Raw genomic sequence first — 12,504 nt, 5'->3', positions numbered from 1 at the left:
TTTATTTGCATATGATATGCCGGTGTGGCGGAATGGCAGACGCGTTCGACTCAAAATCGAATGGGGAGACCCGTGGAGGTTCGAGTCCTCTCACCGGTACCATACTTACAAACAGTGAAGCTTTCTTGGATTGCAAAATCCTTGAAAGCTTTTTTGTTTTATAGCTTTAAACATTCGCTCATAGCATGGACGGAAGTATTATATCATTTGTATACTTGTACCGAATGAATAAACTAAAATTTTTATCCATAAATCGAACCTTTTCGAATGAACGAGGCAATATAGATTGTAAGCTTACTAAGGAGGGCCCTTTTTTCGTGAAAGACATCAACATAGCGTATTGGATTGAACGGATGAAGGAGGGGGATCCATCTGCATTTCGAGTGATTTATGAATGGTCATTCCCCGAAATCTACCGCTCTGTCATGTTTCTGATGACGGAAAAAAATGAAATAGAAGATGTAATGAACGAGATTTATTTTCAGCTGTGGCGGTCTATCGGCAATTACGATGCGAATCGTTCCTTCCGATTTTGGATGCATGGCATCGTCATGAAGCAAATACAGAAGTGGAGAACCAAAAGCTGGAGGAGGTTCCGAATCTTCGAGAAGAAGCGGCTCTTGGAGGTGGAAGAGCATATTTTCTCAGATCGTCAGGTTCTTGAGGCCGAGACCCACCTAGAAATGCTAACCATCGTTCATCAGTTATCCTACAAACTTCGCACAGTGATTATTCTGCGCTATTATCACAACTATACATTCGATGAAATTGCCGAATTGCTGAACATCCCCGTAGGCACGGTCAAATCCAGACATCACGCAGCACTGGGGAAGCTTCGCGAGCTTAGCCCATATAGTGAGCCGGGAAAGGAGAAAGAACTTTATGTCCATTGAACCACAACTACGTGATAAGCTACAGGATTGTGCGGAAGCAATGGAAATTCCATCCGAAATGCAGGAGCGCATTCAAGAAAATTCTTACGAACGTTATCGTAATGATAAATATAAAGCAAAATCAAATCTGAAAGTTCGCATGGTTGCATGTATGCTTGCGGCTACACTTCTCGTGCCGGTTGTCATTTATAACGGGCCTGCCGTAGCGGCGCGGATTCGAGCCCTGCTCAATCTATCCGGGACGGAAGATATGCGGAGCTTCATCACCAAAGATAAGGATTCGGATTATGTCACCACTAACTTGTATGCGGATGAGATTAGCGGCAATCAAACGGCACAGGAAGTGCTTGCGCGCATTTACCGCGGGTTTCCTGAGACGAGGGACTTCGACATCGTGAGCGCACAAATTACCAAAGGAATCAGAGGAGGAGAGCAGATCCATCTATTGAATGTCATTCTGATGGAGAAAGGAAAGACATTCGAGGAGCCGCATAAAGAGGTTGTAGCCAATGTCGATGTGGAGACAGGACAGATTCATTTTGTTCAAACGATTGGTTTAGAGCCATTTGCTCCGCCTGCTTCGAACTTGCAGGATTCGGAAGCGATCGCTATGGCGGGTGCATTCTTGAAGCAATTGGATGTTCGTTCCGATGGATATTGGCCTGAAGTGGTAGGAGCCCATGCTGATGAAGCGCTAGGAATAGGTCAGTCCATCGTCATCTACAAGCGTGCAGCGGATGGCAAGGAGATGTTCCAAGTGAATCTTCAAGAAGGAAGTACAAGTGTTGCATTCTTCCCTTCGGAGAAGCCATGAAACGGAACCGTCTCAGCCGTAGAGAAGGGATGGTGGCCGTAACGTTCTTGTTGCCGAGCGCCATTGGCTTTGCCTTATTCTATCTCATTCCGTTCGGGATGGGGCTTGTCTACTCGGTATTGGACCGGACGGTGGGCGGTTCGTTTGTTGGACTATCGAATTATCAGGAGCTGCTGAGCAGCGATTCCTTTTGCAAAGCCGCCTCGAATACGTTCTGGTTCACGGCGGTGAATGTCCCGCTGATGCTTATACTGTCACTTGGAATCGCGCTCGTGCTGAACCGGAATCTCTATCTGCGTCAATTTCTTCGGATGGCTTATGTCCTGCCGTTGGTTGTGCCCGTAGCCTCCGTCGTGATGGTGTGGCAAGTGCTTTTTGATTGGAATGGATCACTTAACGCTTGGATGCACGCTGCCGGGCTTGAACAAATAGACTGGATGAAATCGGCCTGGGCGCGAGGGGTGATCTCCGTGTTCTACCTATGGAAGCATATCGGCTACAACATCATCTTATTCCTTGCAGGGCTGCAGAGCATCCCGCGAGATTACTATGAGACGGCTGAGTTGGAGGGTGCGGGCAAATGGCGTCAATGTTACGGAATTACCCTTGTCTATCTTACGCCGACGATGGTCTTCGTCGTTCTGATGTCGATTATGAATACGTTCAAAATATTTCGTGAAACGTACCTGATCGCAGGAGATTATCCGCATGACAGCATCTATACGCTTCAGCATTATATGAACAATATGTTCCTCTCGATGGATGTACAGAAGCTGTCGGCGGCTGCGACGCTTATGGTGATAGGTATCTTTATCATCGTGGCGATTCTGCTTAGGCTAGAGAAGCGATATACACAATTTATGGAATGATGCGGGAGGAAGAATGAAGAACAGGGGGTTCATTCGGAACCTATCGGTCACGCTGGTGATGGCATGTATCGGGCTCATGATGCTTTTCCCCATTGTGATTACATTCACAAACTCGCTCATGACTGAGCAGGAAATTCGCAGCAATTACGAGCTGGTAGGTAAAATGCCAGTCGCTGCGCAAGGGGAACCTGCTGCATTCGTGAATCTGAAGCTTATCCCGGACTGGCTGTCCTTCGAGCAGTACGGGAGCGTATTGCTGGAGACGCCGACGTATTTGTTCATGTTATGGAATTCCGTCGCGATGGTCGTGGCGATCATTGCGGGACAGACGGTAGTAAGCGCACTAGCAGCGTACGCCTTTGCCAAGCTCCGGTTCAAGGGGAGAGAAGGCTGGTTTCGGGTGTACTTAATGACGATGCTCATGCCTTTCCAAGTGACCTTGGTTCCGAATTATATTATTGCTGACAAGTTGGGATTGATGAACACGGCTAGCGCGATTGTTTTGCCGGGGATATTCGCGGCCTTCGGTGTGTTCATGCTGAGACAATTTATGCTATCGATTCCGTATGCGCTGGTTGAAGCCGCTCAGATGGATGGCGCCGGTCATTACCGTATTTTCTATCAGATTATGCTGCCTTTGATGAAGCCGGGGATTGCGGCGCTGATCGTCTTGCTGTTCGTTGATTATTGGAATATGGTCGAGCAGCCGTTGATTTTTTTGGAGGATGCGTTCAAGCAGCCATTATCGCTCTATTTATCCAGAATTCACAAGGAAGCCCAAGGCATCGGCTTTGCCGCATCGCTGATCTATATGACGCCAATGGTTCTCCTGTTCCTGTATGCGGAGTCTTACTTTATCGAAGGGATTCAAATGTCGGGGATTAAAGGGTAGCTCATGAGAGGAGGGATAGGATGGCTACAGGGTTCACCGAAGCGCTGGATGCAAGAAAAAAACGAAACATAGCGTGGCTCTCCGGCCTGTTCTTCAGCTTGCTCCTTTTCCTTACCCTGGCAAGCAATACATTGCTGACGTTACATCTGCCGAAGGTGCGAACCGAACAAGGGAGGGAAGGAGCGTTAGTCACTACGTGGCGCGGGACGGCCCGGCTGATGCCTCGGCAGCATATCGACTTGTCGAACAAGGCGGAATGGTTCATTAAGAAGGTACATGTAAAAGAGGGGGATCGCGTAGCTCAGGGACAGACGTTAATCACCTATGAGAATCCTGCTGCTGCGCAGGAAATCCTGGATGTACAGGCGGGACTTGCGCAACAGCGGCTATCGTTAGTTGACTTGCAGGATGCTTATATTGAAGCCGTACAAAATAACGACGAGATACAGGCGCGGCGAACGAAGCGGGATTTAGAACGTGCGCGATTAGCCATCGGTGTGCATGAGCGAAAATTGAGCACGATGCAGTCGGAGGCGAGCGATCGCAGACGCATTATCGCGCCTTTTGACGGTGTTGTGACAAAAGTACATGCGGTGCCGCAACTGCCTTCGGGGAGCGGCGGGCCAGATATCAGCTTAGCGAATACGCAGCAGGGCTATCAATTCGAGATTATCATTCCGGATGCCATTGGCCTGAAATTGCGTACCGAGGAGAAGATGAACGTAGAAATCGAACATGAGGGGGCTAAAGTTCCGGTTGAAGGGATTATTACCGAAATTCGTCCAATGACAGGCGATGTAGGAACTTCCTTTCAAGAGGGATCGGAAGGAAATGCATATCAGATGGCTTCAAGTCAACAAGTCGTTGTGAAGGTCCAACATCCGAATGTTCAAGCGAATGACCTTGTGAGCGTGGAATTGACACAATCGGAGAAGACCGATGGCGGCATACTCGTATCGAACCAAGCGATTCACCGGGAAGGGAAGAACAGTTATGTGCTTGTCATCGACGAGCGTTCAGGCCCGCTGGGCAATACCTTTATAGTTCGCAAGGCTCCTGTTCAATTAGGGGGAACGAATGGCCAAGAAACCCTGGTGTTACAAGGGGTATCCATGAAAGACCGCATCATTGTCGAGAGCAGTGAGCCGCTAATAGAAGGTCAACGCGTCAGGGTCTAATGCGCTTGGGCCGTATAATTTGCATAGAGAATGGAGAGGAGAGGTTAGGATGAAAAAAAGTGGTGTACTTAGTTTAATCGTTGCAATAACGATGTCGTTGACAGCATGCTCCGGCGGACAGGCCGGTGAGGCGAAGCAAGGGCAGCAGGAACAAAACGGGAAGAAAATCGTTGTCTTATCCGTATTGGAAGCGGATCCTATGTATTCCCTGGCAGAGAAAAAGTATGAAGAGCAACATCCCGATGTGGATATTCAAATCAAGGAATACAGCCAAGGGGAGGGCTCCGATCAAGAAGGTGATCTCGAGAAATATGTGAAAACCACTAATACAGAGCTATTGTCTGGCAAAGGGGCCGATTTGATCGCCCTGGATGTGAGTGGTCTGTCGGTTGAGAAATACGTAGACAAGCAAGCGCTAGTGAACTTGAGCGAGTTGATGAAGCAGGATCCTGCCTTTGATTCCAATTCGTATGAGATGAACATCCTGGACGGGGCCAAGATGAGAGGGGGGCTCTATTCGTTGCCTCTGCGGTTCTTTTTAGACAGTCTTATGGGCGACAAAAAAGCAATTGAGCAATCCGGCGTGAAATTCGATGACAGCACATGGACATGGGGGGAGTTCACAGAGGTGGGCAAACGTCTGGCGGCATCCGGCGGGCACACGTATTCGATGGGGAACACGCCACCTGAGCTGATGTTGAACATTCTGTTCATCGACAACTATAATCGCATTGTCCATGAAGAGAAGCGCCCTGCTAGCTTCGATACCAATGCATTCGTTGAACTGATGGAGCAAGTGAAAAAGATGTATGAGGATAAGGTGGTTACGGATGCGGAAGTTAATGCAGGAGATTATTTCTTTGCACCTTCTTTGATCCTATCGCCTGAAGATTATTTCGTAGGGCCTGCGATGTTCTATGAGCAAGGGAAGATCTATCGCAAGCCGCTCGCTGCTGGGCAACAGGCAGGAGTCACCTTCTTGACGCATAAGAAATTAGGATTAAATAGGAATTCGAATGTGCAGGCAGAAGCGTGGGATTTCTTGAAGTTCTTATTGTCCGAAGAAATACAGACCATGCCAGGATTACAAGGGTTTTCTGTCAATAAAAAGGTAAACGAGAAGACGTTAAAGGATCTTGAAGACAAAGGCGTTATCGAGTCGCCAATGGGATCCACGATCCCGGTCCAGAAGGCAGACATCGGCATGATCAAGCAGATGCTGGCCCATGCGATTACGCCTCAAAAAAATGATTCGAAGATTCAACTAATCATTGAAGAGGAAGCGAAGGCTTATTTTAGTGGTCAGAAATCGGCACAAGCGGTTGCGGATTTGGTCGCAAACCGTGTAACAACCTACTTAAATGAGTAGACGGCAAATTCAAATTCAAATCCGAAACGAAAGGAATGCTCTAGGTGAAAAAATGGATAGCTGTATCTTTGATAACCGCCGTGATAGCAGTAAGCATTTCTGCTTGCAGTTTCCCAGGCAGCAAAGTAAAGGATGCTGGGGAGAACAGAACCCCATTGACTGTGGAGCATGAGCAACAGGAACAAGGTCAAGAAGAAAAAGATAATAACAATTTGGAAAATGAGGCTGCTGAGCCAGGAATGATCAAAGTGTTCTCGAACATGATGTCACTGAAGCTTCCACAGGGATTAGAGGTGCAAGCGAATGAGACATCGAACGCGAAGCTTGTCTATACGGATAGCCATAAGAAAGTTAAGCTAGAGATGAAGCATGATCCAGAGCAAATGACGACTGATGCTGGAATCGATGGGGCGCGATTGAAGATGAGGGGAATTATGGAACAAGACAGTGAAGGAGAAAAGCTAGAGTGGTTAAAGGATGAGACGCAGCTCGTTCATGGGAAGCATATCGCGATCAATGAAGTCATCATCTCATCCAAGAAGGGTGATGACACTTATCATTTCGTGGCTTGGGCAGAATTAGATGGCGCACTTCTTGAGATTGATTTTACTGCTCCTGCTAATGAGAGGAGTGAATGGCAGGAGGCCGTTCATGAGATGATTAAGTCAATTCAGATGTAGCATATTGGACCGTTTAGCAGCGCGGCTAAGCGGTTTTTTGGCTTATGGAATACTTCAAGTATAAAATACCTTTGCCCATCTCCAAGGAGTATGTCGAAAGACATCCAGAAGGGGATTTCTTGATTGGGTTTGGAAGCGACTGGGATGGCTTTCATCCAGTTTGGAATATCTATGTGTCGGATGACAGTCTTACTTTGGCGGAACAGGTGTTGACTCATTAGCCAAGCAAGCAGTAAGGCAACGGAATTTGACTCCGTTATTCCAAGGTTCGAATCCTTGATCCCCAGTAAAGACCCTCTGGAGATCACGATGCTTTCCAGAGGGCATGAAATGCGCGGAAGTGGCTCAGGGGTAGAGCATCGCCTTGCCAAGGCGAGGGTCTCGGTTCGAATCCCGTCTTCCGCTCCATTACTCATATGGCGCCATAGCCAAGTGGTAAGGCAGAGCTCTGCAAAAGCTTTACCCCAAGTTCTCTAAATTTGTTCTTTGATGCCAACAAGAACTGGATTGAGTATGTACTCAAGCAAGGAAAGGAAGCCGGCGATTTCATTTTCGGTATTACTCCGGCTGAGCAGGCCCAAATGCTTGTCGCTTTTGTTCAAGGAGCTCAATTATTGTCTAGATCATCCGGTGACATTGGCTACTACGATATGCTAATTTCAAATTATATGGCAAGCCTGAGTTTAGAGTAATGTTCAAGCCTAAACTTGTTAGCTGAATTGATGAAGCGGTATCTAATGCTAAAAAAACTCTGCTATCTTAAAAATGTCCCAGATATAGCATCTGGGCTTTTCTGATGGAAGATGAGGTTATACGAATGGTGCCAGCATCAAGCACAGAGCCAATGAAGCCGATCCATATCTCGACTTCATTGGCTCTGTGCTAATCTTTTGCCATTGACTATGTTATTAAAGAGACACAACTCTCTGCTTTTGTTGGAAAGTACAGTCAATGATCCCGTAATTTTTGTTTTAGTGAGCAAAATGTTCCTGCCACTCATGTAATCCTTCATCCATTCGATAGGCTCTGAATCCTTCAGCCTGCAATTTTTGTGCAGCGATTGCAGAGTATACACAGAGCGGACCTCTGCAATAAGCAACAATCTCGGTATCCTTGGACAATTTACTCATATAATATTCCAGTTCCTTCATGGGAACGGATATAGCGCCCTTGATATGACTAATTTCAAATTCCTCTTTTGGACGTAAATCTAAAAGAAGGATAGACTCTGTATTTAATTTTTCCATCACTTGATCCATCGTCAGAGTTTGAATATGATCCAGTTCATGCAAAAAGTCGTTTTTAAGTTTGGTGATGTCTGGAAGTTGTTTCTCACTGATCCTCCACAAGGAACTAAGTAAATCGACAATAGCAGGGTCGGCCAATGAGTAGATGACATGGGTGCCCTTCTTTGTGAATTTAACAAGTCGGGCATCCAATAAAACCTGAAGATGGCGGGAGACATTGGCAAAATTCATACCCGAGGAAGTGGTTAGCTTTTCCACCGTTTTTGATCCTTGGGACAATAAGGTCAGAATTTCCAAACGTTTATCGCTCGACAGGCATTTTCCGATTCTCGATAATTGCCTGTATAGTTCCTCTTTAAAGATACTCGCGGACTCCAGCATATGATCTGACATAATGATTTTCCCTCAATTCTTGAAAAAATTAATCTAACACCGCGGCCATATGCGCCTTTGTGACGGACCAATGCGATGCGGTCCAAAATTTGGACTTATCCTTTACATAAATAATTTGAGGAGATTCATGCTTCACGTTCAAATCTTCCGCTATTTTGTTGGATACCGGTCGCGATTCGATGACTTTGATCATAACATAATCCAAATTATCATTCGGTGTATCTTTTAAATACTGTTCATATTCTTGAAGTGCGTTAGCACTTACAGGACAAGTTGTACTATGTTTAAGAAGCACTTGTCCGCGTTTGGATGATTTTTGCAAGACTTCATTCCATTCCTCAAGCGTCGTAACTTCAATCCAATCCATATGAAAGGCTCCTTTCCTTATCAAACCGATTATTAATAAAAGTAATCGGGAGTTTTTATATAGTGTACATCAAGTTGTTCAATTATTCAATTGAGCAACAAAATGGAGATAACTAGTGTATTGTAAATTTTTTTATGGTATCATGTTCTGCTTGGATTGCGGGTACGCAAGTGGTTTCCGTACTTGCAAAAGGATCATTTTATCCCAATTTTGCGTACCTACTAGAGGACCATAACTTGGAGTTAGTGGGGTTTCGTGAGGATATTCTCAATGAGGTTCTATAGGTGAATCTATATGTGGCACAGAAAGGCGAGACTCTTGACGGGTGATTTTTTTAGTATTATAATTCAATTGATCGATTGAATTATTGAATTATATTGATTAAAATTTTATAAACTGGAGGCGTAGGCATTATGCAAAAAGCTTATCTTCAAATCACGTTGAAAATTGAACCAGTGAATCGTGAAGCAGCTGCAAAAGTGTATACGACATACAAAGAGCCATTTTTGAAAGGAATTAATGGTGCATTGACGAAAGAACTTTTGATCCGTGACGAAGATGTTCAAGTTCTTCATAGTTTCAGCAGCGAGTCCGATGCAAAAGCTTATCTCGAAAGCGACCTTTTTAATAACGACGTTGTCGTCGGTTTGAAAGATCTATTGGCAGCGGAGCCTGAAATCCGAATCTACACGGCACATTAAAGGAGGTATTTAGAGTGGGAGCAGTGGCACTAACGAAAGATACGTTTCAAAGTTCAATTCAGTCTGGGGTAAGTTTGGTTGATTTCTGGGCTCCGTGGTGTGGGCCTTGCCAAATACAGCTTCCAATTGTTCATGAATTAGCTGATGAAATGAATGGGCAGGCGACGATCGCTACAGTGAACGTCGATGAACAAGGGGAACTGGCTTCACAATTTGGTATTCGCAGCATTCCAGCTCTGTTGCTATTTAAGGATGGCAAGCTGATAGAGCAAATGGTGGGGATTAATCAAAAGCCTGTACTTAAAAGCAAAGTCTTGAGCCAAGTAAATTCGTGATTGAAAAATAACTGGCAGCACCGTACATGATGGCTATTAAGAAGTTCGTGATGGGAGTCAATCAAAAGGTTGGCTCCCTTTTATTTTGAAGCCACCTTGATTCTATCATTCACCATAAGGAAATGAGTTTGAATGGGTATAGCAATGAACTTGACGTGGTTTATATTCGAAACTATAATTCAATAGAATAATTGAAGAGTCAAACTTTACGGTGAACTATTTCGGCTGACCATGAGAACGAATCAGGCGAGTCTTGAGAATCATATCCCGTATATATATTTACAGATAAGGGAGAATAGAAATGCTGGATAACACTGTAGCTATTGAGAATAAGGCGCATAATCTGTCGCCTTCCATTATGGAATACGTGAATGTATCGGAGAAACAGCGTCAGTTGCATGCCAAAACGTTAAAGGTTGTTATTTTATCGCAAATACTTGCTGGAGCGGGTTTGGCGGCAGGGGTCACCGTAGGCGCATTGCTTGCCCAAGATATGCTGGGTACAGATCAGTATGCCGGAATTCCTTCAGGACTTATTACGCTGGGCTCTGCCGCGGCCGCTTATGGAGTAGGGCGACTTACCCAGCGATGGGGCCGCAGGCCAGGATTGGCTATAGGGTTTATGATAGGCGGTTTGGGAGCTGTCGGCGTTGTGCTTTCCGCGCTATTCAACAGTGTGCCCTTACTTTTTTTTGCCATGTTGCTTTATGGGGCAGGTACGGCAACCAATTTGCAAGCAAGATATGCGGGGACGGATTTGGCATTGCCAACCCATCGGGCGAAGGCGATAAGTATGGCTATGGTTTTCACAACGTTTGGCGCTGTTGCGGGACCGAATCTGGTCACACTGACCGGCAGGTTCGCCGTGTCTTTGGGCGCTCCGCCATTGTCAGGACCATTCATGCTGGCAGCGGCGGCGTATCTGATTGCCGGGCTGGTGCTGTTTGTTTTCTTGCGACCTGATCCATTCCTTGTTGCCAAGGCTGTAGCTGAAAAGCAAAGACTCGAATCTATAACCAATGATGTAAAGCAATCCCGAACTAACGAAAATGTCGCCAATAAAAAAGGGATTGTCATTGGCGCAACGGTTATGGTGCTTACACAGATTGTAATGGTTGCGATAATGACGATGACTCCTGTTCACATGCAGCATCATGGACACGGTTTGGGTGCAGTAGGTATTGTCATTGGCATTCATGTTGCAGCTATGTATCTTCCTTCCCTGATCACAGGTGTTCTCGTTGACAAATATGGACATATCGCCATGTCATACGTTGCTGGAGTTACGCTGTTGCTGTCAGGCTTATTGGCTGCATTTGGACCTGGTGATTCCATGGTTGTGTTGGTTCTGGCTCTTGCGCTGCTTGGATTAGGTTGGAATTTTGGCTTGATTAGCGGAACGGCGGCAATTGTTCATGCAACACCTCCACAGATTCGGGCGAAAACCCAAGGTACGGTAGATGTTTTGATCGCTTTAGGCGGAGCTTCTGGAGGAGCGTTGTCGGGTATGATTGTAGCGCAATCCAGCTTCACAACCCTTTCCTTAGCTGGAGCTTTTCTGTCTTTGCTTTTGATTCCAGTTGTCCTTTGGGTTCGGAAGAAAAAAGGTGAGTAGGATGCAATATGAAAAAAATAACCCCGTAATGATTATCGGTGCAGGTTTAAGCGGCCTGCGAGCAGCTTCTTTGCTTACCGCTCAAGGGATTCCATGCCGTGTGCTCGAAGCCCGGGAGCGTATTGGCGGGAGAGTTTTAAGTCAAGAGGTTGTTGACAGACCTGATCTCGGAAAATTTGACTTGGGTCCAACGTGGTTCTGGCCGCGCTATGAACCTGTTATTACCGAGCTTGTTCATGAGCTTGGTTTAAAGACGTTCCTGCAATATCAGACGGGACTTATGGTTACAGAGCGATCGCAAAAGGAGCCTCCGCAGCAATATGCGTTGCCAGAGGGAGCTGTGGAAAGCGCCGTCAGATTTGTGGGAGGGGTTCAGGTTCTTGTTGACGCCATAGCGGCTACTCTTCCTGATGGAATCATTCAACTGAATACGAGAGTGACCTCGATTCGCGAGAAAGTCGACGGTACTCTTGCTATTGAGATTGATGGTGGAAAGGAAGAAATCGGGGCAAGCGCAGTCGTTATAGCGATACCGCCACGGTTGGCCGCGCGGAATATCATTTTCAAGCCCGAGTTATCTTCCGAGTTGATGGTGAGTTTGCTGAGCAAGCCTACGTGGATGGCGTCCCATGCGAAAGTGATTGCGGTTTACAAGAGCCCATTTTGGCGCGAACAGGGAGTTTCAGGTTTTGCAACAAGCTGGGCCGGACCTTTGCAAGAAATTCATGATGCATCGCCTGTTACCGGAGCGGGAGCTCTTTTTGGGTTTTTTGGCATACCGGCCGGTAAACGCGATGAGTTAGGGGAGGAAAGTCTGCTAAAGCTTGTTCAGGAGCAACTTCTCCGACTTTTTGGACCGTTTGCTGAACATCCGATTGCCCTTCTTTGTAAGGATTGGGCGAGAGATCCGGTTACGGCTGTTGCTGAAGATAGGGAACCTCTTCTTGACTACCCGGTTTATGGCCCTGTTGTTGGCAGTCAAAGCCGGGATAAAAGGATCTTTTTTGCCGGCACAGAAACCGCTCGCGCACAAGGCGGGCATTTGGAAGGCGCTCTGCGTTCTGCTGATCGAGCAGTATCTGAGCTCATGGAATATTTCAAAAACGAATAACTCATAAGCCCAAGCATAGTCACATATGGCTGTGCTTTTT

General features: G+C 46.3%; 13 protein-coding genes and 2 tRNA genes. 13 read left to right on the top strand and 2 right to left on the bottom strand.

The window, feature by feature from the left end; all coding sequences use genetic code 11:
• Nucleotides 1-18 precede the first annotated feature (18 nt).
• The 9 genes from ACE3MQ_RS16560 to ACE3MQ_RS16520 all read left to right on the top strand — a co-directional run bounded on the left by ACE3MQ_RS16560 (nucleotide 19) and on the right by ACE3MQ_RS16520 (nucleotide 7,103).
• Nucleotides 19-102 (top strand) — tRNA-Leu (locus ACE3MQ_RS16560).
• Between the two features lie 215 nt (nucleotides 103-317).
• Entirely contained in the window at nucleotides 318-893 is a 576-nt protein-coding gene (locus ACE3MQ_RS16555; protein ID WP_379394575.1) for a sigma-70 family RNA polymerase sigma factor, read from the top strand.
• Nucleotides 883-1,707 (top strand): hypothetical protein, encoded by an 825-nt coding sequence (locus ACE3MQ_RS16550; protein ID WP_379394573.1) that lies wholly within the window; start codon nucleotides 883-885, stop codon nucleotides 1,705-1,707. Before ACE3MQ_RS16555 ends, ACE3MQ_RS16550 begins: the two co-directional genes overlap by 11 nt.
• The gene (locus ACE3MQ_RS16545; RefSeq protein ID WP_379394571.1) at nucleotides 1,704-2,576 is read left to right on the top strand and encodes a carbohydrate ABC transporter permease; all 873 of its coding nucleotides are present in this window, start codon (nucleotides 1,704-1,706) and stop codon (nucleotides 2,574-2,576) included. The genes ACE3MQ_RS16550 and ACE3MQ_RS16545 overlap by 4 nt, the downstream gene beginning before the upstream one ends.
• A 13-nt stretch (nucleotides 2,577-2,589) precedes the next feature.
• The gene (locus tag ACE3MQ_RS16540) at nucleotides 2,590-3,468 is read left to right on the top strand and encodes a carbohydrate ABC transporter permease (protein ID WP_379394569.1); all 879 of its coding nucleotides are present in this window, start codon (nucleotides 2,590-2,592) and stop codon (nucleotides 3,466-3,468) included.
• A gap of 20 nt (nucleotides 3,469-3,488) precedes the next feature.
• Complete coding sequence (locus ACE3MQ_RS16535; RefSeq protein ID WP_379394567.1) at nucleotides 3,489-4,646, top strand: efflux RND transporter periplasmic adaptor subunit; 1,158 nt, start codon at nucleotides 3,489-3,491, stop codon at nucleotides 4,644-4,646.
• A gap of 49 nt (nucleotides 4,647-4,695) precedes the next feature.
• A complete protein-coding gene (locus ACE3MQ_RS16530; protein WP_379394565.1) occupies nucleotides 4,696-6,015 on the top strand; it encodes an ABC transporter substrate-binding protein in 1,320 nt (439 codons plus the stop codon).
• Between the two features lie 44 nt (nucleotides 6,016-6,059).
• A complete protein-coding gene (locus ACE3MQ_RS16525) occupies nucleotides 6,060-6,695 on the top strand; it encodes a hypothetical protein (protein ID WP_379394563.1) in 636 nt (211 codons plus the stop codon).
• Between the two features lie 334 nt (nucleotides 6,696-7,029).
• Nucleotides 7,030-7,103 (top strand) — tRNA-Gly (locus ACE3MQ_RS16520).
• A gap of 563 nt (nucleotides 7,104-7,666) precedes the next feature.
• Here ACE3MQ_RS16520 and ACE3MQ_RS16515 read toward each other — a convergent pair.
• Both ACE3MQ_RS16515 and ytxJ read right to left on the bottom strand, forming a co-directional pair.
• Nucleotides 7,667-8,335 carry an ArsR/SmtB family transcription factor gene (locus tag ACE3MQ_RS16515; RefSeq protein WP_379394561.1) on the bottom strand — a complete coding sequence of 223 codons (669 nt, stop codon included), beginning with the start codon at nucleotides 8,333-8,335 and terminating at the stop codon, nucleotides 7,667-7,669.
• Between the two features lie 28 nt (nucleotides 8,336-8,363).
• A complete protein-coding gene (gene ytxJ, locus ACE3MQ_RS16510) occupies nucleotides 8,364-8,702 on the bottom strand; it encodes a bacillithiol system redox-active protein YtxJ (protein WP_379394559.1) in 339 nt (112 codons plus the stop codon).
• A gap of 413 nt (nucleotides 8,703-9,115) precedes the next feature.
• Here ytxJ and ACE3MQ_RS16505 point away from each other — a divergent pair, with 413 nt between their 5' ends.
• The 4 genes from ACE3MQ_RS16505 to ACE3MQ_RS16490 all read left to right on the top strand — a co-directional run bounded on the left by ACE3MQ_RS16505 (nucleotide 9,116) and on the right by ACE3MQ_RS16490 (nucleotide 12,464).
• A complete protein-coding gene (locus ACE3MQ_RS16505) occupies nucleotides 9,116-9,403 on the top strand; it encodes a hypothetical protein (protein ID WP_379394557.1) in 288 nt (95 codons plus the stop codon).
• 14 nt (nucleotides 9,404-9,417) lie between these two features.
• Nucleotides 9,418-9,738, top strand: coding sequence for a thioredoxin (gene trxA / locus ACE3MQ_RS16500; protein ID WP_379394555.1), 321 nt, complete (start codon nucleotides 9,418-9,420; stop codon nucleotides 9,736-9,738).
• A gap of 358 nt (nucleotides 9,739-10,096) precedes the next feature.
• Nucleotides 10,097-11,353: an MFS transporter gene (locus tag ACE3MQ_RS16495; RefSeq protein WP_379394605.1), complete on the top strand. Its 1,257-nt coding sequence runs from the start codon at nucleotides 10,097-10,099 to the stop codon at nucleotides 11,351-11,353.
• Nucleotide 11,354: 1 nt separating this feature from the next.
• Nucleotides 11,355-12,464 carry a flavin monoamine oxidase family protein gene (locus tag ACE3MQ_RS16490; protein WP_379394553.1) on the top strand — a complete coding sequence of 370 codons (1,110 nt, stop codon included), beginning with the start codon at nucleotides 11,355-11,357 and terminating at the stop codon, nucleotides 12,462-12,464.
• Nucleotides 12,465-12,504 lie beyond the last annotated feature (40 nt).

Origin of the sequence: Paenibacillus lentus (assembly GCF_042714055.1) — a bacterium.
GTDB lineage: Bacteria > Bacillota > Bacilli > Paenibacillales > Paenibacillaceae > Fontibacillus > Fontibacillus lentus_A.
The sequence above is the reverse complement of the archived record's forward strand: the minus strand, read 5'-3'. Positions and strand labels throughout refer to the sequence as shown.